The following is a 21,622-nucleotide window of genomic DNA, read 5'->3' as shown; positions in this document are numbered from 1 at the left end:
CTGTCTGTGAACTGTCAACGATCTTATGTTGAACGCGACTACTTGGGAGCTTGAATCCAATTCCAAGCTTGTTCAAAGTCGGCTGAGGCGAATGCTTTTTCTTGAATATCAAACATTCGAGCGATAATAGCATCCGCATTCACCAACCAAGTAATAACCTTGCTGTCAGCAACGATTGCTACTTTTTCGATTCGTTTTAGATTTGTCAGTGTCCAGACAATGTCCTTAAATCCTGCCGCAAGCGACCAGTTAGCACTTTCATCAAGTATTGCCATCACACTAATTCTTTCATGTTCTGCCAATAGCTTGTCTACCTCAGCGATAATGTGTTTTTCTTGCACTAAATCGACGTTGTCATCAAATTCAATGACCAGTATATCTGGGCGCGGTGATGGTAGGGTAGTGAACATAAGCATCTCCTTCGAAAGGCTAAACTGACGAACTAGGATTTATTATCAAACCAATGCTGTTCAGAAACCATCTTGTTATCTTTGACGGTTACTTCATATTGTTTCTGTCCATCAGGTGCGTATTTGGTCACGATGCCATCATTGATGTCACCTTGATCGTAAGTTGCTTCGTAAGCTTTGTTTCCATTTGGATAGTAGCTAATGGCTAGACCGTCTTTCTTGCCTGAATCATAGTTTTCAACTGATCGTGGTTGGCCATTCTCATACCAAGAAGATAACTTACCTTGCAGTTCGCCATCATCATACTTCGCTGAGACAAGTTTTTGACCATTATAGGACCACTCATCGAAAGCGCCATTTAATACGCCTCCTTTATATTCAGCATCGACTTTCAACTGTCCATTTTCATACCACTGTTTCCAATCTCCGTCTGCGAGACCGTCCTTGTAATTGATGGTAGAAGAGACCTGACCATTTGGATAGTAAGTGGTTTCTGCACCTACGGCTTTACCGTTAGCAAATCGGACATGAAGTGCGTTTTGCCCGGAGTTATATTTGCGTGTAAGTTCACCGGTGAAAGGTGTGGTTTCGTTTACTTGGTAAGCGATACCGTTTCTAACTTGAACGTAGTCAACGGAATTTTCAGTATCTTGGGCAGTTGACTCGGTGGCATAAGCACCAACAGATACACAGGTAAGTACACCCGCAACAATTGCAATGGATTTTCTCATAGCGTTACCTCATATGTAGAGCTTTGGTCTGCCTATCCAGAATAGGCTTGAGATAGCGCAATTAAAAAGTGAAAAAGTCGACAAGTATTATTGCAAAAATAAAACGGAACCTTTGGTTAAAACACGTGACTAACGTGCTCAAAACTAACCAAAACAGGCATTCTGCTAACAAAAAAGCCAGAGCAAACGGCTCTGGCTTAGTCATAACGTGCAGCTATTTATTGCTTAGCAACATTACCCAATTTCAACCAGGTATCAATAACAGTATCTGGGTTCAAGGATACTGAGCTGATGCCTTGTTCCATTAGCCATTCTGCTAAATCGTCATGGTCGGAAGGACCTTGACCACAGATGCCGACATATTTGCCAGCTTGTGTTGCTGCATCGATAGCCATTTTCAACATCGCTTTGACTGCTGGGTTACGTTCGTCAAACAGATGTGCCACGTCTCCAGAATCTCGGTCTAAGCCAAGTGTTAATTGTGTCATATCGTTTGAACCGATGGAGAAGCCGTCAAAATACTTAAGGAATTCGTCAGCTAAAACTGCGTTTGAAGGCAGTTCACACATCATAATGACCTTAAGACCTTGTTCTCCACGGCGCAGTTCAAACTTAGCCAGTAAGTCGATAACTTGGGCAGCTTCGCTTGGTGTTCGCACGAATGGAATCATGATTTCAACGTTCTTCAGACCCATTTCATTGCGTACACGTTTTAATGCGCGAGTTTCTAACTCAAAGCAATCTTCGAATACCGGTGAAATGTAGCGAGACGCACCCCGGAAGCCAAGCATAGGGTTTTCTTCGTGTGGTTCAAATGCTTTACCACCGACGAGGTTGCTGTATTCATTCGACTTAAAGTCAGACATACGAACAATCACACGTTTAGGCCAGAAAGCAGCGGCAATCGTAGCAATACCTTCAGTGAGTTTGCTCACATAGAAATCGATCGGGTCATCGTAGCCGCGAATGCGCTGAGTAATTTCAGCTTGTAGCTCTGGAGATTGCTGGTCGAAGTTAAGTAGGGCTTTCGGGTGAATCCCTATCATTTTGTTAATGATAAACTCAAGACGTGCTAGACCTACGCCCTCATTAGGGATTTGAGCGAAGTCAAAGGCACGATCTGGGTTACCAACGTTCATCATTACTTTAGTCGGTAAAAGAGGCAATTCGTCAACGGCTGAGCGTCGTACTTCAAACTCAAGCTCTCCCTGATAAACGTAGCCCGTTTCGCCTTCTGAACAAGAAACAGTTACGGTCGCGCCATCGGCAAGGCTATCTGTTGCGTTACCACAACCAACGATAGCTGGGATACCTAGTTCACGAGCGATGATTGCAGCGTGGCAAGTACGGCCGCCTCGGTTGGTGACAATTGCAGAGGCCTTTTTCATGACAGGTTCCCAGTCAGGGTCGGTCATGTCAGTCACTAGCACGTCTCCTTCTTGAACCAGTGACATCTGGTCAAGTGAATCGACCAATCTAACTGGACCTGTACCGATGCGTTGGCCAATAGCACGGCCTTCGACTAACACGTCTGCTTTGTTGTTCAGTTGGAAACGTTCGATGACATTTTGTTCACTTTGAGAGCATACTGTTTCTGGGCGTGCCTGAACGATGTAGAGCTTGCCATCAATGCCATCTTTTGCCCATTCAATGTCCATTGGACGCTGGTAGTGCTTTTCGATGATCATCGCTTGTTTAGCAAGTTCTTTGATTTCTTCATCAGTTAGCGAGAACTGGTTACGCTCTGCATCAGACGTGTCAATGATGTCGACCTGTTTACCAATTTCTTGATTGTTGGAGTACACCATTTTAATGAGTTTGGAGCCGAAGGTCTTTTTAACAATCGGCGCTTGTCCTTGTTCAAGAAGCGGTTTGTGGACGTAAAACTCATCTGGGTTAACGGCGCCTTGAACGACCATCTCACCTAGACCCCAAGCCGATGTAATGAACACGACTTGGTCAAAGCCAGATTCAGTATCTAAGGTGAACATCACGCCGGATGATGCTTGATCAGAACGCACCATACGCTGAATACCAGCCGATAGTGAGATACCGCGGTGGTCAAAACCTTGATGGACACGATACGAAATCGCACGGTCATTAAATAGCGAAGCGTATACGTGTTTAGTGGCTTCAAGAACAGCTTCGATGCCTTTGACATTCAAGAATGTTTCTTGTTGGCCAGCAAATGAGGCATCTGGTAGGTCTTCCGCAGTCGCAGAAGAGCGAACTGCTACAGATAGTTCTGTGTTACCTTCAATGAGTTCTTGGTAATTGTCTCTAATGTCCTGCTCTAGGTCAGCAGGGAATGGGGCTTCTAATACCCATTGACGGATGGTCGCGCCTGTCTTACGCAGTGCGTCAACATCATCAACATCAAGTTCGTCTAGTAGGCCATGAATGCGCTCATCCAATCCTTCGAAATCGAGGAACTGGTTGAAGGCATAAGACGTCGTCGCAAAGCCATTCGGTACTGACACTCCCGCATTAGCAAGATTGGAAACCATCTCGCCCAGTGAAGCATTCTTACCGCCGACCTTATCGACATCGTCCATGGACAGGCCATTGAACCAAAGGGTGTTGTTTTGTTGCATGTCTATCTCCAGAAACATTGCAGCTGTAGGATATAGCAATCGATTACGTATTCAGTAAAAAAATAGTTAACTATTTTTCAAAACTGTGGGGGAACGTTATTGAATGCTAGGGTTTGTTATCGATATTATGTAATGCATCCTACTTAAATTTTTTTGAAAAATTAAATAAAAAATGAAAAATAATGGTCAAAGTCGTGACGTGTTCTACGTTTCTGACGGAACAGCGATTACTTGCGAGACATTGGGACACGTGGTTTTAGGACAGTTTCCGTTCACTGCGAATGAGAAAACGTTTCCATTTGTCGAAAGCGCACATAAGCTTGATGAACTCATTAGGGAAATTAATCAATCTTATGAACGCAACGGTGTAAAACCGTTAGTGTTTTTCTCCATTGTTGTACCTGAAATTCGCACAGGTCTTATGCAGTCTTCTGCGTATTGCTACGATGTGTTGGAAAGTATAGTGGCGCAAGTGAAGGACGATTTGCAGCTAGAACCGAAACCTAAATTGCAACGTTCTCACAGCGTGGGGAAGGATACGGATAAGTACTTTGATCGTATTGCAGCAATTGAATATACCCTTGCTCACGACGATGGGATTTCACTCAAGAACCTTGATCAAGCCGATATAATACTGCTCGGTGTCTCTCGTAGCGGCAAAACACCAACAAGTCTTTATCTAGCCATGCAATTCGGTTTGCGTGTTGTGAATTATCCGTTTATCGATGACGATATTAAGCGTCTTCGATTGATGCCTGAATTTGAAATTCATCGTCACAAACTGTTTGGTTTAACCATTGATCCTGAGCGTTTAACTGAAATACGAGAAAATCGATTGGCAGGCAGTGATTACGCAAGTACTGAGCAGTGTCTTCAAGAACTGGCAAGTGTGGAGTCTTTATTTAGACGAGAAGCAATTCCGTACATCAATACGTCCTCATTATCCGTTGAAGAAATTTCAACCAGAATCCTCGAAAGAGCCGGGTTAAAACGCCGAGTGTTCTAGAAAACGACCACGAACTCACAGTGAATCTTAACGGGAACCGATATAATGTCGGTTCTTTTTTATCTTGAGTAACAAGCATTGTCCTTCAATATCTATCTATTCGCTTTACTTTGCGGCATTGTCGTTTTCATTATCGCGTTGCTGAGTCTAAAAAGCCTAGGTAGCGGTAAACAACGTTTTTTGTTTTCTGCTGCCGCTAGCGTCCTCGTCTGTGGTATTTCTTTGGGTATTTGGTCACAAATGCGCAATACACTCCCTGAGCTCGAACTTGCTGCACCATTTAAAAATGGTGAATCCATGATGCAAGAACTGCAGCAAGCACTAAAACAGAACCCTAATGATGCGAAAGATTGGTTTAGGTTAGGGCAGCTTTATATGCAAAGCTCTGAGTTTGATGCGGCGATTACTTGTTTTGACTACTCAATTCGACTCTCTGAGACCCCTTACGCTGGTCAGTATGCGGCAATAGCGACGGCGAAGTACTTTGATGAGTCGCAAACGATCACCCCTGAAGTGCAGCAGTTTCTTGATAAAGCACTCGAAATGGATGAGTACAACGACACCGCATTGCTACTTGTTGCGTCTGACTATTTTCTACATTCAGAACACAACAAAGCGATTGAAATTTGGACGAAAATCCTTGATTCCAATCGACCAGGGATTGATAGAGCGGCTATTATTGAGAAAATTAATCAAGCGAAACGCATGAGCGGCAACTAAATACTTACTGGTAATAATCTTTAGAGCCTCAACTTTTGTGCGTATAGATAAAGCCACCATACATATATTTGGTGGCCTCTGCGCCTAGAATAACGACCTTACTTCCCACCGTAAGCTTATCGCTATGAACTAGATTCGAAAAACTACACCAAATTGCAGCAGAGCCCAGATTTCCCCAATGTTTAGCATCATTGATAATCTTACTCGGGTCTATATCCAAAGCTTCAGCCAGCATACTATCGATTCGCCCACTTGCTTGGTGGGGGATGATGTAGTCAAAATCGTCCAACTCAAAACCTTGCTCTCTCAGCGCGAGAATACTCGCTTGAAACAAGGATTCGCCACTTTTACGGACATCGGTTGCGCTATGATGAAAGCGCGCCTTTCCCGCTTGAGTGTAAACAGATGCAGAGCCGCCGTCGAGAGATAAACCCGGTGACTTATCTATACCAATTTGACCAGTGAAACAGTGCGATATCGTACCTATTCCTTCGCTTGTCTCAGGTCCAATAATTACCCCTCCAGCACCGTCTCCCATTTGCATGTAATTCACCAATTGAGACTGGTCGAGAAAACCTTTGTCGTAATCGAAATACACTGACCCTGTTTCGCTACCCACGATGGCGATGGGTTTGTTGAGCATAGCAAGGCGCGGAATGGCGATTTGTAAAGCACTTGCGAAACCTGTACAAGCTTGTCGCAGTTCCATAAACGGACCTTGGTATCGAAGCTTTTCGGCTACCCATGCGATGTTGGGAGGAAGCTGAGTGTCTGGCGTTGTCGTATGGCCAATAAGATAATCAATATCAGAGAGAGTATGTTGAGAGTTTGCGAGCAAATCTTTAATGGTATGAACTGCAAGATCAGAGTTGCTCGGATTTGGCTCGCTAGTATGAGTCTGAATGCTGCGTGAAAAATGACGACCTTCAATGCCTAGAAAAGGCACTATCCTTGCTGCCACTCTGGCAAAGCGTTTTCCGGAAAGTTGCTCAAGTGCTCCGAGTAGTTCCCCATTTGATAAGTGTTGTTCGGGAAATTGATGGCTGGCGGCAAGCAGTGAAACGCGCCCGGGTAGAAAAGTTGCAGTCATAAATTATCCCTCTTTAGTCTCGAAAATCATGTCTAGATTTACTCCAAGTACTTCAAACGCGTCACGTTCGGTATTGAGTAGCTCATATAGCTTGTCTGAGATGTTGATGTTCAGCTCACGCCATCGAGATTTATCGTATCCAAGTTCTATGGCGTGAAGCTTCGATACAGAGACATGCCTGGCCTCATCCTGTTTGATGGCGCGGCAAAGGAGAGTAAAAGGATGATGTGGTCCCAAAGAGCCTTTCTCAATAAACAGCATCAACTTACACACTAGGGCATCCAAACAAGCGATTTGAGCAAAGTGCTCTTCGAATGTTTTTCTTGCTCCCAATGAGGCAAAGAAGCGCTGGCTGCGTCTTTTTATTGCAAGTATATCTGCAGGTTCTTCAATTTGATGACGAACCCACTCTAGAGCCTCTTCATGGTATTTCTCATCGGCAACGATACGCTCAAAATCGTTGGCGGCAATTGCTAAGGGACTTTCTTTTTGCCTCACTGATTCGTTGTAAAACACCCATTGAGAAGATTGTTCACCACATACTAGCAATGGCAAAAGGCGTGAAAGTGCCTTGCGTTCCATGTCGGTAAATTCAAGTAGTCGATGTTGGTATTCGTGCAACCAGTAGCGAACTGGACTTTCGCTAGGCACATCTAGTGGCACAGCTGGAAAACAAGGTTTCATGGTCACTAACACATCCTTTTTACGACACACAATATAGTTAGACCGGAAAGTTGAGAATTTCTTTCATCTGTTATTTAAATCTATGATGAAATGGTTCGAAAGTCCTAATTTCCTCATAAACTGTAGTTTAAATTTTGTCGGATTTAGCTCTATGATGAACAGAAGCTTATGTTTTCTTCATCGGAGGTAAAGTATGGCGAACATAGATAATGTGTTGGTTCCTAACGGTTTGGTTGAAGGACGTGTACTCGCTAAGAAGCAGTGGACAGAAAAGCTCTTCAGCCTTGAAGTGGCAGCATCGATAGAGACTTATGTCGCTGGTCAGTTTACTAAATTGGGTTTACTGAACTCAGACGGCGAATGGGTTCGTCGAGCTTATTCTATGGTGAATCACCCGAAACATCCTTATGGCAAAGATCATCTGGAGTTTCTCATCATTGCCGATGACAACGGTCAACTGTCGCCGAAATTAAACGACCTAGAGGTGGGAGACAAACTGTTTGTCGGTAAACAGCCTTCGGGTTTTATGACTCTAGAAGAAATACCGGATTATGCCAAAGCGCTTTGGATGCTCTCTACCGGTACGGCGATTGGTCCCTTTCTCTCTATTTTAGAAGATGACTCGATTGCCAAACGCTTTGATAGCATCGTTCTTGTCCACGCCGTCCGAACCCAAAGTGAATTAGTATACTCAGACTCTATCGAATGCGCGAAAAACGCGTTGGGCGACAAGTTTCATTTCGTTTCTGTGGTGTCAAGAGAAGCGCATCCCACTAGTCTTAGAGGTCGAATTCCCGAGTTACTACTTAATAGGGAGGTTCAGAAACAGGTGGGATTAGCGCTGAGCGCGCCAGACAGCTTTGTATATATTTGTGGAAACCCTGCAATGGTCAAAGATACAAGTGAGACACTGCTAGAGCTAGGACTTACTAAACATCTGCGTCGTAAGCCGGGTAATTTTGCGAGTGAAAATTACTGGTAGCCGCTAATAGGTGTAGCCTACACCAAAGTAAGCAGCCTCAAGACCGGTGTTATAACCTACATCAGCGGTGAAACCGGTGACGCCAGTTTTAAACAACAATCCAATATTGCCATTAAAACGGAGTGATGAGTCATAAGTTTTGATTGGAGAACCATTGAACTGCTCTTCGCTTCGGTTGGCAATTCCGGCACCAACATAACCGACAAAATTCTCACTCAAAGATTTTACTAGACCCACATTAAGAGCGAAATCATCATTGTTAGGGCCCGTTCCACCAGCCAAGTTGCTGTAAAAGCCGAAGCTTAAATTACGATCGTGATAAAGACCTACGCCAAAACCACCGTCACTAGTTGTGCCGACAGAAACGCTGTTGTAAGTGCCTGCAAGTAGGGGAGAGCTTACTGCGCAGAGAACAAGTGCGAGATGCTTTTTCATAGAGCGCCAATTTAGGTGTCTGATAGTCATAGACTTAATGGTAGCAAAAAGCCCCAACTAAGTGGTTGGGGCTTTAACTAATAATCGAATAGATCACAGAATCATATTAGTGAAATATTAGTACTTCGCTTCTCTTGCTTCTGCTTCTTTGTCCCACTCAGGTACGACGGTTTCTAAGAAGTGTTGTTTCTCAGCGTTCATCTTATCCATATCCATACCTAATGCTGCTTGAGCTTTCTCTTTAGTTGAGATATCAGGGATTTCTACCGGATCAGTGATGCCTTTCTTAGCAAGCAGTCGGATAAGTTTCGCACGTGCATCTGCTGCTTTGTCTACTGATGTACCAAGCACCTCAAGTGCCACTTCTGGAGCGTGCATATGCACACCATGAGAAGCGATGGCATAGTCCCAGCGCCATTGTGCATGACGAATATCCATCAAGATAGGTTTCATCTCTTCTTCTGTCGCACCTGCATCCCATGCAGCACCAGCTTCAAAGTGAGCGGCAACGATTTGTTTTTCAGCGGTAAGCTTCATATTAAGAACTTGAGCTTTGCGCGTTGAAACGATGCCTTGTAATTGCTCTTTCGTTTGAGTGTGACAATTAGCACAAGTATCTTCGAAGCGATCAAATGGGTTACCAACTTTGTGATCAGTAAAGACCGTACCGTCTTCTTTGGTCACTTTAGGCATATGACAGTCAACACAAACTACACCGTTCTTACCGTGGATACCATCACGCCAAGTTTCGTATCCTGGGTGTTGAGCTTTTAACATTGGCGCTTTAGAAACTGCATGTTGCCAATCTTTGAAGTTCAATGCATCGTAGTACTCTTCCATTTCACCAACAGTTGTTCCCATATCCCACGGGAACTTAACCGCTTTCGTTGGGCCAGTGAAGTAGTACTCTACGTGGCACTGAGCACAGACAGATGCTTGCTGGTCTAAGCGAGATTGTTCGTCAAACTTCTTGCCAATAGCTTCGAATGCACGTTCTACATACGGCTTTGCGATTGCCAATGCAGGCTCACCGTTTTTAAACGCGTCACTGCGAGTATCGTGACAGTCAGCACAGCCTATAGGGTTAGAGATTTCTGCACCTAGTCTTGCCCATTTGCCTTCAAAATAGCCATCTTCGCCACGTTCATCGATCACACGGCCAACATCTGGGCTTTTACAGCTCCAACATGCCATCGGCATAGGGCCTGATTTAGGATCTGTTGGACCGCCTGTTCTCAGTGTTTGTCTTACGTCGTCTAACGCATAAAAGTGACCGCGCGCCTTATTATAGTCTTTAGCAAAGCCATAGCCTGCCCATAGGATGACCATATTAGGGTCATGCGCTAACGCATCTTCTATTTCTTCACTTTCACTTGTTTCTTTCCACGTTTTATATTGATCGGGATGATCTTTTTCGTAGGCTTGATTTCGAGGGTCAATCAACCCTTCTTCTGATGCTGCATAAGCTGGCACACTCGCGGCGCCTAATAGAGCTATTGCAGCAACGGAACTTAGAATCCAGTGCTTTTTCACAGTGTTATCTCCATATTCTAATTTTTGAAATGCGTTGTGGGGCTATTTCCCTAAATAAGATTTGGAGACGTCTTATCTTATTAAGACCTGTTAATATTAGCTCATATTCATTAATACTTAATTACATGTCGGGGCGTTTACTGTTTTAGATCAATTTATCTAAGTGATTGAGTTCACATCTATTTTCAACTAACCCTAAAGGGGTAGTTGGCTTTATTTGTGATGATATTAATTATCATTTTTAAATGGAAGTTATGTAAAAATTCACACACAAACATTAGTGATATTGCTCACTAATTACCTCTAAAGTGATAGGCAAATAACACATCGGAAACTATGATCGTCATGTGAAGCGTTGTGGCTCATCCTAAATAAGAATTGATTACATTTCGTTGGTAATGACTTAATTCAAGTAATTACTAGAGGAAAGTTATTAATTATTAATCTGACTTTGTAGGTTTTACCTTCAATATTGGGTTTAAGGAAAGGATACAATGGGCAATGTTAAATTGACCATGGTGATAATGCTTCAGGCCCTCCTAGCATTTACTCTCTATGGTTATTCACTCAATGCCTTAGCTGATGAAGCAGCCCTCGAAAAAGAAGGGGTATCTCAACGGCATAAGGTGGAGTTGATTCGTGACAAGGACTATAAATGCGTTCAGTGTCACAAAGACTCTAAACAGACACTTGCTGGCTCTCACGGAGAGGACGCAATCGAAATCATTGGCAGCGAAGTTAATTGTACTCAATGCCACAGTAATATCGGTCCAGATCACCGTGACGGTGGTTCTACGGTCATTAAATATCATCCTGCGCAGTCTCAGCCGGGTTCCGATAAAACATGGTTAGACCCTGAAGCTATCCTCAAAGCAAACAGCCGATGCACCGAATGTCATCAGCCGCAATATTTGCGCGAAGATAGCTGGACTCATGATGTGCATGCGAAAAACCTAACCTGCACCAATTGCCACTCAGTGCATGCCGAGAAAGCGAAAGTACTTTCTTACGACCACAAAGCAACTATTAAGATGTGTGTCGATTGCCACAAAGACTTCAACGAAAAACGTGAAGAGGAGGGCAAGTAATATGAGTTGTTCAAGACGAAATTTTCTCGCTGGCACAGGCGCTGTCATCTTTACCACGGGGGTGGCAACAACTTCAGTGTTAACTTCTCGACAGTCGGTAGCGAGTGATGACACCAAAAAAGCGGTGCGCTATGGCATGTTGCATGATGAAAATGCCTGTATTGGTTGTACCGCTTGTACAGACGCTTGTCGTGAAGTCAACAAAGTACCGGAAGGTGTTTCCCGCTTGGAAATTCACCGCTCAGAGCCTATTGGTGAGTTTCCAGATGTGGAGTATCGATTTACTCGTGATTCCTGCCAACATTGTGAAAACCCTCCTTGTGTTTATGTGTGCCCAACAGGTGCAGCTTATAAAGATGAAGAAACAGGCATCATCGATGTACACAATGAAAAATGCGTAGGTTGTGGTTATTGCTTAGCAGCATGTCCTTACCAAGTGCGCTTCTTCAATCCGGAAACTCGCTCTGCAGATAAATGTAACTTCTGTCGTGACACCAATTTAGCCGAAGGCAAGTTACCGGCGTGTGTGGAAAGTTGTCCAACTAACGCTTTGGTGTTTGGTGATTTGAATGATCCAAACAGCGATATTAATAAGATGAAGAGTATCAAGGTGATATACCGTGATAAAGAACAATTAGGGACTAAGCCTAAACTGTTCAAAGTTCCGTTCCATAAGGGGGAGGTATAGTATGAGTACTTGGGAAACTGCCTTTCATTTCGACTCTCTTGTGTGGGATTGGATTATTGCGATCTATCTATTTTTGGCTGGTATGTCCGCGGGTTCTGCACTGATAGCGATTTATCTTAAGCGAAAAGTCATAGAAGGCGATCCAGCGCAAAATGGCATCCTGAAGGCTATGGCCTGGTTGGCGCCATTTGGCATTATTGTTGGTCTGTTGATCTTGGTATTCCACTTAACCAAGCCACTCGAGTTTTGGAAAATTATGATTTACTTCAACCCAACGTCAGTGATGTCGATGGGGGTGATCTTATTCCAAGTCTACATGGTTGTCTTGTTTGTGTGGATTGGCATGATTTTCAGAAAGCCAATTATGGATGTGTTGGGAAGCAAGTTCGATTTTGTAGAGAACATTCTGATTAAGTTCGAGAAAATTGAGAATGGTTTGGAGTTGTTTTTAGGTTTCTTAGCTATCGTATTAGCGGCTTATACTGGCTTCTTATTATCGGCACTGAAAACCTATCCAATGCTTAACAACCCCGTGCTTCCGATTTTGTTCTTGTTCTCAAGTCTGTCGTCGGGTGCCGCTGCAAGTCTATTGTTTGGGATTTTGGTGTTTAAAGAAGATGCGCATAGCCCAAGTGTCAAATGGGTACACAGCTTTGAACGTCCTGTCGTTTTGTTCGAACTGTTTGTCATCGTTACCTTCTTTACCGGTCTTATCTTTAGTGGTGGTCAAAACGAAGCGGCCGCTTGGAATGCTATCGGCGGTGGATTCTGGTCTAACTGGTTCTGGTATGGCGTTATCGGTATGGGTATGTTGTTACCTTTGGCAATGAACTTCTTTAGTTCTGAAAAGGCAAAGCATAACCACGGCTTTATCCTAGTCGTCACAAGCCTTAGCTTAATCGGTGTTTTGATGCTACGTACGTTTGTGCTTTATGCAGGCCAAATGACGGTAGTCTAAATATACTATCCCCGTGAAAGCGGGGATCTTCTAAAGCACTCTCTGCACAAATCTATATCGAGTGTGTTTTAGAAGAGTAACAGAGTCGTTTTCACTCTTGGCAACAACATAGAGGTTACATGATCGGGTACATTGGATTATTCACTTTGATAGTCGTTGCTGTCACGAGTAGTTTAGCGAGCATGAGCGGAGTCGTCTCCTATCGACTGCCGCTGCAACACAGACTGCACCTAGATAAAGTAGTGCAGTTACTGACATTACTAAGCATGCTATTTGCGGTTGCTGCTATCGTGGTACTTGCTGTCGCCTTCGCTGTTGATGATTACTCAATAAAATACGTTTCAGACAATTCAAACAGTCAACTTCATCTTGGTTACAAGATTGCTGCTACCTGGGGTGGCCATCAGGGATCGATGCTATTCTGGGTGGTGACGCTGTCACTTTGGGGTGCGGCTCTTTCTTTCGTTCAAGACTCTGTCAGGCGACATGCTATGTGGTTAATGCAGCTTATCGTCGCCATATTTGCTTGGTTTACATTGCTTGCGTCTAATCCATTTGAATTAAATGCCGTAATACCAACTCAAGGCAGAGACTTAAACCCCATGCTTCAAGACATTGGTCTTATCATTCACCCGCCATTGTTGTACGTCGGCTATGTCGGGTTTGCATCGGTATTAGCGCTAGCCTTGGGTTCACTGTTTACTTCGTCTTTGGGAACTTCGGCCAGTTCAACCCAATGGGTGGTAAGCGCAAGAGTGTGCGCCGTGGTTGCGTGGCTATTTTTGACTGCGGGTATCGCTGTCGGCTCTTGGTGGGCGTATTACGAACTCGGTTGGGGAGGCTGGTGGTTCTGGGATCCTGTGGAGAATGCCTCATTGCTACCTTGGTTAACCAGTTGCGCGCTAATACACACTATGATGCTTGCTAAACACCGTCAGTTGGTGTTCTGGACCTATTCTCTTGCATTCATTACGTTCTGCTTGAGTATCCTAGGCACCTTTATTGTTCGCTCAGGCGTATTGACTTCTGTTCATGCATTTGCGGTCGACCCAACCAAAGGTTTCAGTTTGTTGGCGATCTTAACCATCATCTTTGTTCTGGCTTTTGTTTCTTTGATATTACGTTCGGATAGCCTTCATTCTAAGGCTATCACTGACATTCGAACCAAACCTTTTCTGATACTTATTGCTGCGAACCTTTTTACGTTGGCGACTATGGTTGTGGTATTTGGTACGTTTTATCCTATGGTGTATGAGCTTTTGGGCTTAGGCAATATTTCTGTGGGTGCGCCGTATTTCAATTTGTTGTTTGGTCCACTCTCAATTTTTGCTTTATTTGTCATGGGTTTTGTACCGTTTTGTCGGTGGAAATCTGATGAGAAACGAGTGCTTACCCCACTCATGGCGGTCTTGTTTTTTGCCAGTTTAATCGCCGCATTTGCCGTCGTATTGTATTACTCACAACATAACGCACATGTTGGTGCAGAGTGGTCGTTTTGGGCATTTATGACGGTCTGGGGCAGTGTGTGGGTGATGCTGTCTCATCTGCGGCTATTGCACAGTCATAAGATGAATCGTGGCCTGTATGCAGTAATATTGGCACATGTTGGAATTGCGGTGGCCGCATTTGGCTCTGCGATGAATGCTGAGTATTCGTATGAAATGACAAGAAAGCTAGGACCGGGTTCTAGTGTAGAGTTTGGTGATTTTAACGTGCGCTATCTTGATACCCACCTCTATGTTGCTCGCTCGTTCAGTTCAGAACAAGCTGAGATTGAAATTACTCCACTATCGAATCCTTCAAAAATACAACGTGCTTATCCTGAGAAGAGGCACTATCCCGTACGCGTGATGAACATGACAGAGCCTTCTATGACGCCAAAATGGGATGGCGATATATACATATCATTGGGTGATAAAGTGGATGCTGAGCACTACGCGGTTCGCATCCAGTATAAAGCTTTTGTGCGATGGATATGGTTTGGAGCGTTTTTGGTTTGTTTATCTGGAGTTTGGATGCTCTTGTCTCAGTTATTCTCTATTAAGCGTGTGCAATGTGAAAATAGTGTAGGAGACACTAATGTTGTTTAGGAATATCGTAATCACTGGCTTCCTCTTATTATGTTCAATCCTAGCGCCAGTTGTTCATAGCTCGGAGAGCCAATTCGTGGAACTGTTTGAATTTGATTCACCCAAGCAGCAAAAACAAGCGATAGAACTGGCTAAAACACTACGTTGCCCGATGTGTCAAAATCAGAACTTAATTGAGTCAAATTCTCCGGTCGCGAAAGACATTCGTCTAAAAGTGTTCGAATTAATCAAACAAGGGAAAACAAACCAAGAAGTGAAGGACTTTATGGTTGCTCGTTACGGTGAACATGTTCTTTATCGACCATCCATGAGTCGTCACAATGCGTTGCTATGGGGAGCGCCTATCGTGTTTGCACTGGGGCTTGTCGTGGTTATCTTTGTTAATGTAAAACGAAAGTCTCAATAATATCTAGTTGATCTTTCAACGGTAATTGTATATTCCTTTAACCCTATTGGTACAAGTAGGGACGGTTGTACATGTCATATTTCATTTCCTCGGACAAACGTTTATTAGATATTCCTCTTATCCATAGAGAGTTAGCTAACAGCTATTGGGCTAAAGGCATTCCTCTCGACGTGGTCGAAAAATCCATCGAACATTCTCTTTGTTTTGGTGTGTATACCGCCTCTAACGAGCAAGTTGGCTTCGCTCGAATGATAACTGATAGAGCGACGTTTGCTTATTTAAGTGATGTATTTGTAGTTGAAAAAGCAAAAGGAGAGGGGGTGGGTAAGCAACTCATTAAAGCCATTGACGAACACCCAGAGCTGCAAGGGTTAAGACGTATCATGCTCGCGACAAGCGACGCTCATGGATTGTATCGACAGTTTGGTTATCAAGAGGTTAGTAACCCACAAATCTTAATGCAAAAATGGAATCCTGCGATATATGACTAAATCTGCTGTCACGTTCGACACTATCTCTGAACACCCTGAGTTTAAGGCTACCATTGTTGATTGGTATTATCATCAGTGGGGGAAAAGAGATCCTAACAATTCACTTGAAAGCTATACGACCAAGCTTGATGATTTACTCGAGAATGGCGGCATCCCTGTTAGTGTCGTCGGTGTGCAAGATGGTGAATTGGTTGCGACCGCACACTTGAGACTAAATGAAATTCCAAGTTTCGATAATTACGAGTTTTGGTTGGGTGGCGTTTATGTGCATCCATCGCGTCGAGCGTCAGGGGTAGCCTCGCAGTTAGTGAAGCAAATGATAGCAGAAGCCAAACAGCTCGGTATCGAGACACTCTACCTTCAAACAGAGAACCTGACAGGTGGGCTCTACGCCAAACTAGGGTGGGAGAAACGGCATCAACTCAATAATAAGGGTGTTGAAGTCATCGTCATGGCAAAGGAGTTAAGCAGTGACGCCTAAACAGCAAACATTTCTAAACCAGTACTTAGAAAAGTTAACTACCTCAGAGCGAGCAAGCATAAAAGATGTGATTGCCGAGCATTTTTGTGGCGATGAATACAATGCCAACCAATGCGCGAAGCTAATTAATGAAGGTATTAAAACCGCTTCATGTAGCCTAAAAGCGGGGTATGAGATTGAGCAAGAACCATTGCCTCAAGTTGGGCGGTTGTCTGTTGTTTTGGACTGGGACCAAAATCCTATATGTATCATCAAATTGACATCGGTTGAGGTTTGTCCGTTTAATCAGGTATCTGAAGCGTTTGCTTATGCGGAAGGCGAAGGAGACAGGACCTATCAATGGTGGAAGCAAGCGCATCTACGTTTCTTTGAATGGTACGCGAACGAACTGAACATCACATTTAGTGAGTATGATGACTTGGTGCTTGAGCGTTTTGAAAAAGTGTTTCCGAGGTAATTAACCATGCTTACTCTAGAGACACCTCGATTGCAGCTGAGACAAATTGGTCGTAGTGACTTCGAGCTTTTCCGGCTATTACACCAAGATCCAGAGATTATCCGCTTGTGTTTTGATGCCCCTTCGATGGACGAAATTAAACAACGATTCGAAGAGCGACTACCGTTTTGGCAACCAGGTAGAGATCAGTGGTTATGCATGACAATTGTGTTAAAAAGTAATCAAGCTAAAGTCGGTGTTACAGGGTTCAAGGTATCAAATCGCGTTGCAGAAGTCGGTTACCTCATGCTCACCGAATATCAAGGGATGGGTATTGCTACAGAGTCGCTAAAATGCATTCTAGATTGGGGAATATCGCAACTCGACGTCTCAAAGTTTAATGCTGTCGTAACTCAAGGTAATCATGGCTCCGAACGAGTGCTAGAGAAATGTGGATTCCACATTAAAGCGATAGAGAAAGAGGCGTATGTTATCGGAGGAAAAACGTACGACGATATTATTTATCAGCGCAATGTGACGAAGAGAGGAGAGTAAAGTGATAAGAAATGTTCAAGAGACAGACAGTATAGCTATTGCTAGGATCTACAATCACTATATTGCTCATTCGACATGTACGTTTGAGGAACACCCTGTAACCGATGCAGACATGGCTGAGCGTATTCGCGTTGTTGTTGATTCCGCTCTACCTTGGTTGGTGTATGAGCATCAAGGACAAGTGGTTGGCTATTGTTATGCAAAAAGATGGAATGCACGCAGTGCTTACCGATTTACAGTTGAGTCCTCTGTGTATGTTGACCATGAAACACCAATAAAAAGTGTAGGTTCCAGATTATACGATGCACTGTTTAATGACTTACAGACACGTGGTGTTAAGAATATTATGAGCGTTATCACCTTACCAAATGACGCCAGCGTAAAGTTTCATGACAAGATGGGAATGCAGCAGGTCGGTCACTTTAAGCAAATCGGATTTAAGTTTGAGCAGTGGTTGGATGTGGGCTATTGGCAAAAGGTTTTAGATTGATTAACGCCCTATAAATTTTCTTGAATTTATTTTGGTACTGTCCCCATATTATCCTTAGTTCGCACTTTTTTTAGGCAACACATTCTGAACTGAGTGATTTTAGCGTTTAATAGATTTTGGAATCATCATGGGCAAGCGATACATCATAAGCAGCAAACATCACGACAACTTTATGTTGCGCCAACAACATGTAGATAAAATAGCCTTGGTGACCGAAGGTGGAGGGCAACGAGGAATCTTTACCGCAGGTGTCCTTGATGCTTTTTTACGTGCCGACTTCAATCCATTTGATTTGCTTATTGGTACGTCCGCTGGTTCGTTGAATCTCGCTTCCTATATCTGTGGACACCAAGGTCATGCCTATAAAGTCATAGCAGAAGCAACTCGCCATCCCGAGTTTTTCAAGCTCACTAAATACCTCTTAAGCGGCGAGGGGTTGGATTTAGACTTTTTGGTCGATAGTGCAGAAGTCAATATTCCACTGAATTGGGATAAGGGCTCGGACCTGTTGAAGACTAAACAGGTTATAGCGGTCGCCACTCATGCTCAAAAGCTGACCTCAGAGTGCTTTGATGTCACGGTTGATAACTGGAAAAATGTGCTAAGGGCGTCATGTGCTATTCCCGCATTGCATAAAAACCCCGTTGTGTTTGATGATGCACGGTGGCTGGATGGTGGTGTTTCAGCTCCAATCCCGGTAGAGGAGGCTTATCGTCGAGGCTACAAACATATTGTGGTCGTTCGTACTATGCCTATCGATTTTGACGACCATCATCCGCTGTTGGAAGCGATTTTAAAACGAGCGCCAACTAAAACGATGAGTGAACTATCAGCAATTCTTATCAAGCATGAGGAAAGCTATCGCAAAACACAGCGTTTTCTCGCATCACCACCTGATGACGTTAACATTTACGAAATCTCGCCGGCAATAAATCTTAAGTCTTCAGTTATTGGCAGTACTAAAAAACAACTTGATGCGGATTATATGCATGGTGTGCGCTTAGGGCGCTTATTTGTGGAAAGTGTTGGCAGAAAACTCGATATTCCCTATACACCATATAAACGGCATAAAATCGTGACATCAGAATTTGCCAATGATGATGCTTATCACCAAAAAATCGATGAGGTTTGGGAGAATCGAACTCGCGGTCATTTTAAAGGCGCGATGGATTGCGATATTGCTTGGGTCAATGTCAACCCACAAAACCTGAATCGAGCGTTGGTTTTAGTACAAGGCCGCAATGAGTCGTGTTGGAAATATAAAGAGTTAATGTATGAACTCAGCCAGCATTTTAGTGTTTACTCTTTTGATCATCGAGGGCAAGGTGAGTCAGAACGATTGGTTGAAAATAGCGAGTTGGGTCATATTGATCAGTTTGTCCATTATGTGGATGATTTAGCGCAGTTTGTCGAGAATGTGGTTCGCAACAAAGACAGCGATGAAGTGATGATGTTGGCGCACTCAATGGGCGGAGCGATTGCGACGCAATTTATTGCAAAATACCCTGACACGATTAAAGCGTGTGCGTTGACGAGTCCAATGTTTGGAATCAAGCTACCTAAGGTGGTAGGTGGCATACAAACCGCAACGATTAAGATGATCAGTCAGCTGCAGAAAACGCCGCACTTTGCACCCAAGCAAACTGCGTTTGTAACCAAAACGTTTGAAGGAAATGATCATACAAGTAGTCCAACGCGTTTTAAAGCATACAGTGACCTATTGAATAATCACCCCAAACTAAGACTTGGTGGAGTGAGCCCCAAGTGGATTACGGAAGCGATGGCTGCGGGTAAAACATGTATTTCCCAAGCGAAAAACATCAAAACGCCAATCTTAATTATTCAACCAGAAGGTGACAATGTCGTTTCCCTATCGGCACAAGATTCGTTTAATGAAAAGTGTACGAGCTCTCGACTATTGACCATACCTCACGCAAGACACGATGTGCTCATTGAAGCGGACCGCTATCGAGATTGGGCATTGAAACACATTATGAATTTTTATGACCACAAGCATAAATTCATGTAGTTCGCGTAATGTGAGAACTCGCGGGACCATCTGATAAGGAATAACGATGACCACGCTAAAAACTCGTCCTACAACAAAAGACCCCAGTGCTTTTATTGAATCAGTTAAGAATGAGCAAAGAAGGAGAGATGCTGAGACTTTGCTCACAATGTTTACCAAAGTGACTGGGCGGCAACCTGTTATGTGGGGAGAAAGCATTATCGGCTTTGGCGAATACCGTTACACTAACACTCGAGGAACGTATTCTTGGATGATGACGGGCTTTTCGCCACGGAAACAGAACCTGACCCTTTATATCACGCAAGGCTTTGACAATCTCCAATCCGAACTGGAGAAACTTGGCCAGTTCAGAACGGCAAAGTCATGTCTTTACATAAATAACCTATCAAAAATCGACCTGAAAGCTTTAGAGTTACTGCTTGTAAAAGCAGTAGCAGAAATGGAGTCTAAATATCCTTGTACCTGAAAGCAGGCTCTAGACAAAAAGAATGACCTGAGTAAAAAGGAGTAACTCAAGTGAGCGTAACTTTCCGCGAGATGCAAATCGCTGACTACGATAACGTGATGACTTTGTGGCGGCAAACTGATCATATGGTGATTCGAGAGGCGGATAACCGCGACAAAATCATTGCTTATCTAGATAAAAATCCGAATATGAGTTTTGTGGCCATCCTACATGGAGAAGTAGTGGGTGCTGTCTTAGCAGGAACAGATGGGAGGCGTGGCTACCTGCAGCATTTGGCGGTTGCATCCCAGCATCGTGGAAAACGAATAGGTAAAACATTGGTGGAGAAAGTGACGGACTCTTTTGCTCAAATTGGTATCGAGAAAACGCACTTATTTGTTAAAGCTGACAACGAGGCTGCACAAGAGTTTTATCGTTCTATGGGGTGGGAAGTGCGAAAAGAAGTCAAAATGTATTCATTCAATGCCTCTGCAAACGTCGATATTTAATTTTAACCTTAATGAGTGAAACCAATGAGCCCCATTGTAGTAAAGACCGACACGGTTATCAGGCCTGCAAGTCCATGGTCTCGTTCTGTACATATTTTCCTTAAGTTTTTAGAGCAGCAAGGCATTCATTACGTTCCTAAAGTACTCGCTCTGGATAACGATAATGAGACACTTTCATTGGTAAAAGGCAAAACATTTAACTATCCGTTACTTGAGGAAATAGCCAGTCTACAGGCACTGGAAACAGCGGCGAGACTGCAAAGGCGGCTTCATGACGCGAGTGTTGGATTTATTGAGCAGTATGATGTCGCACGTTTAGATTGGATGCTGAGCTCAGACACCGAATCTGAAGTTATGTGTCATGGGGACTTTGCACCCTACAACGTGGCATTAGAGGCGAATAATGTCGTCGGGGTATTTGATTTTGATACCGTTCATCCAGGCTCAAGGTTGTGGGATTTATCGTATTCTGTCTATTGCTGGGCACCTTTCAAAACCAACTCGGTAGATAAACTCGGTGATATCGTTCAACAAGTACGTCGGGCAAAAGCATATCTGGATGCGTATGAAATAGATACAGTAAGCCGATTTAAATTGGTTGAAACGATGGTGTCTCGTTTAAGGTATCTCGCCAGTTTTATGGAAGACAAGGCCAATGAGGGGGATCAAGGTATGCAGCAATGCATAGAAGAAGGTCATAGGCGCAGCTACCTCAACGATATTGATTATCTGCTACGCAACTATGATGAGATTACTCGTGGCATTCGATAG

The 21,622-nt window shown here is 43.7% G+C and carries 24 protein-coding genes; 17 read left to right on the top strand and 7 right to left on the bottom strand.

What is annotated here, in order from left to right; translation table 11 throughout:
* Positions 1–38 precede the first annotated feature (38 nt).
* The 3 genes from MMA19_RS07975 to ppsA all read right to left on the bottom strand — a co-directional run bounded on the left by MMA19_RS07975 (position 39) and on the right by ppsA (position 3,753).
* Positions 39–410, bottom strand: coding sequence for an STAS/SEC14 domain-containing protein (locus MMA19_RS07975; protein WP_062459627.1), 372 nt, complete (start codon positions 408–410; stop codon positions 39–41).
* Positions 411–442: 32 nt separating this feature from the next.
* On the bottom strand, positions 443–1,141 hold the full coding sequence (locus MMA19_RS07970; protein ID WP_006074245.1) for a toxin-antitoxin system YwqK family antitoxin: 699 nt from the start codon (positions 1,139–1,141) through the stop codon (positions 443–445).
* A 218-nt stretch (positions 1,142–1,359) separates the two neighbouring features.
* Complete coding sequence (gene ppsA, locus MMA19_RS07965; RefSeq protein ID WP_240205942.1) at positions 1,360–3,753, bottom strand: phosphoenolpyruvate synthase; 2,394 nt, start codon at positions 3,751–3,753, stop codon at positions 1,360–1,362.
* 154 nt (positions 3,754–3,907) lie between these two features.
* Between ppsA and MMA19_RS07960 the strand changes: the two genes are divergently transcribed.
* Positions 3,908–4,741 carry a pyruvate, water dikinase regulatory protein gene (locus MMA19_RS07960; RefSeq protein ID WP_006074241.1) on the top strand — a complete coding sequence of 278 codons (834 nt, stop codon included), beginning with the start codon at positions 3,908–3,910 and terminating at the stop codon, positions 4,739–4,741.
* A 78-nt stretch (positions 4,742–4,819) separates the two neighbouring features.
* The gene (locus MMA19_RS07955) at positions 4,820–5,461 is read left to right on the top strand and encodes a tetratricopeptide repeat protein (RefSeq protein WP_240205941.1); all 642 of its coding nucleotides are present in this window, start codon (positions 4,820–4,822) and stop codon (positions 5,459–5,461) included.
* 28 nt (positions 5,462–5,489) lie between these two features.
* Here the strand turns inward: MMA19_RS07955 and MMA19_RS07950 are convergent, their stop codons facing one another.
* On the bottom strand, positions 5,490–6,551 hold the full coding sequence (locus MMA19_RS07950) for a 3-oxoacyl-[acyl-carrier-protein] synthase III C-terminal domain-containing protein (RefSeq protein ID WP_240205940.1): 1,062 nt from the start codon (positions 6,549–6,551) through the stop codon (positions 5,490–5,492).
* Positions 6,552–6,554: 3 nt separating this feature from the next.
* Entirely contained in the window at positions 6,555–7,241 is a 687-nt protein-coding gene (locus tag MMA19_RS07945; RefSeq protein WP_062459642.1) for a hypothetical protein, read from the bottom strand.
* 187 nt (positions 7,242–7,428) lie between these two features.
* Here MMA19_RS07945 and MMA19_RS07940 point away from each other — a divergent pair, with 187 nt between their 5' ends.
* A complete protein-coding gene (locus MMA19_RS07940; RefSeq protein WP_006074233.1) occupies positions 7,429–8,217 on the top strand; it encodes a ferredoxin--NADP reductase in 789 nt (262 codons plus the stop codon).
* Between the two features lie 3 nt (positions 8,218–8,220).
* Here the strand turns inward: MMA19_RS07940 and MMA19_RS07935 are convergent, their stop codons facing one another.
* Together MMA19_RS07935 and nrfA are read right to left on the bottom strand one after the other, a co-directional pair.
* Positions 8,221–8,652: a hypothetical protein gene (locus MMA19_RS07935; RefSeq protein ID WP_240205939.1), complete on the bottom strand. Its 432-nt coding sequence runs from the start codon at positions 8,650–8,652 to the stop codon at positions 8,221–8,223.
* 117 nt (positions 8,653–8,769) lie between these two features.
* Positions 8,770–10,185: an ammonia-forming nitrite reductase cytochrome c552 subunit gene (nrfA, locus tag MMA19_RS07930; protein WP_006074229.1), complete on the bottom strand. Its 1,416-nt coding sequence runs from the start codon at positions 10,183–10,185 to the stop codon at positions 8,770–8,772.
* 494 nt (positions 10,186–10,679) lie between these two features.
* Here nrfA and nrfB point away from each other — a divergent pair, with 494 nt between their 5' ends.
* The 14 genes from nrfB (at position 10,680) to MMA19_RS07860 (ending at position 21,622) form a co-directional block, all read left to right on the top strand.
* Positions 10,680–11,273 carry a cytochrome c nitrite reductase pentaheme subunit gene (gene nrfB / locus MMA19_RS07925; protein WP_006074227.1) on the top strand — a complete coding sequence of 198 codons (594 nt, stop codon included), beginning with the start codon at positions 10,680–10,682 and terminating at the stop codon, positions 11,271–11,273.
* 1 nt (position 11,274) lies between these two features.
* Complete coding sequence (gene nrfC, locus MMA19_RS07920) at positions 11,275–11,961, top strand: cytochrome c nitrite reductase Fe-S protein (RefSeq protein WP_006074225.1); 687 nt, start codon at positions 11,275–11,277, stop codon at positions 11,959–11,961.
* A gap of 1 nt (position 11,962) precedes the next feature.
* Positions 11,963–12,919 carry a cytochrome c nitrite reductase subunit NrfD gene (nrfD, locus tag MMA19_RS07915; protein WP_006074224.1) on the top strand — a complete coding sequence of 319 codons (957 nt, stop codon included), beginning with the start codon at positions 11,963–11,965 and terminating at the stop codon, positions 12,917–12,919.
* 119 nt (positions 12,920–13,038) lie between these two features.
* Positions 13,039–15,009 carry a heme lyase NrfEFG subunit NrfE gene (nrfE, locus tag MMA19_RS07910; RefSeq protein WP_240205938.1) on the top strand — a complete coding sequence of 657 codons (1,971 nt, stop codon included), beginning with the start codon at positions 13,039–13,041 and terminating at the stop codon, positions 15,007–15,009.
* Positions 14,999–15,415, top strand: a complete 417-nt coding sequence (locus MMA19_RS07905; RefSeq protein WP_124939758.1) for a cytochrome c-type biogenesis protein — start codon at positions 14,999–15,001, stop codon at positions 15,413–15,415. The genes nrfE and MMA19_RS07905 overlap by 11 nt, the downstream gene beginning before the upstream one ends.
* A 71-nt stretch (positions 15,416–15,486) precedes the next feature.
* Positions 15,487–15,906 (top strand): GNAT family N-acetyltransferase, encoded by a 420-nt coding sequence (locus MMA19_RS07900; RefSeq protein ID WP_062459659.1) that lies wholly within the window; start codon positions 15,487–15,489, stop codon positions 15,904–15,906.
* Positions 15,899–16,387, top strand: coding sequence for a GNAT family N-acetyltransferase (locus tag MMA19_RS07895; RefSeq protein ID WP_240205937.1), 489 nt, complete (start codon positions 15,899–15,901; stop codon positions 16,385–16,387). The genes MMA19_RS07900 and MMA19_RS07895 overlap by 8 nt, the downstream gene beginning before the upstream one ends.
* On the top strand, positions 16,377–16,844 hold the full coding sequence (locus MMA19_RS07890; protein ID WP_240205936.1) for an ASCH domain-containing protein: 468 nt from the start codon (positions 16,377–16,379) through the stop codon (positions 16,842–16,844). Before MMA19_RS07895 ends, MMA19_RS07890 begins: the two co-directional genes overlap by 11 nt.
* A gap of 6 nt (positions 16,845–16,850) precedes the next feature.
* Positions 16,851–17,378 carry a GNAT family N-acetyltransferase gene (locus MMA19_RS07885; protein ID WP_240205935.1) on the top strand — a complete coding sequence of 176 codons (528 nt, stop codon included), beginning with the start codon at positions 16,851–16,853 and terminating at the stop codon, positions 17,376–17,378.
* 1 nt (position 17,379) lies between these two features.
* A complete protein-coding gene (locus tag MMA19_RS07880; RefSeq protein WP_240205934.1) occupies positions 17,380–17,868 on the top strand; it encodes a GNAT family N-acetyltransferase in 489 nt (162 codons plus the stop codon).
* Positions 17,869–17,995: 127 nt separating this feature from the next.
* Positions 17,996–19,897 (top strand): alpha/beta fold hydrolase, encoded by a 1,902-nt coding sequence (locus MMA19_RS07875; RefSeq protein WP_006074209.1) that lies wholly within the window; start codon positions 17,996–17,998, stop codon positions 19,895–19,897.
* Between the two features lie 46 nt (positions 19,898–19,943).
* Positions 19,944–20,363, top strand: a complete 420-nt coding sequence (locus MMA19_RS07870) for a DUF1801 domain-containing protein (RefSeq protein WP_240205933.1) — start codon at positions 19,944–19,946, stop codon at positions 20,361–20,363.
* Positions 20,364–20,434: 71 nt separating this feature from the next.
* Positions 20,435–20,851, top strand: a complete 417-nt coding sequence (locus MMA19_RS07865) for a GNAT family N-acetyltransferase (RefSeq protein ID WP_006074206.1) — start codon at positions 20,435–20,437, stop codon at positions 20,849–20,851.
* A 24-nt stretch (positions 20,852–20,875) separates the two neighbouring features.
* Positions 20,876–21,622: an aminoglycoside phosphotransferase family protein gene (locus MMA19_RS07860; protein WP_062459675.1), complete on the top strand. Its 747-nt coding sequence runs from the start codon at positions 20,876–20,878 to the stop codon at positions 21,620–21,622.

This window comes from Vibrio sp. CyArs1 (genome assembly GCF_022432925.1).
Taxonomy (GTDB): Bacteria; Pseudomonadota; Gammaproteobacteria; order Enterobacterales; family Vibrionaceae; genus Vibrio; species Vibrio mediterranei.
The sequence above is the reverse complement of the archived record's forward strand: the minus strand, read 5'-3'. Positions and strand labels throughout refer to the sequence as shown.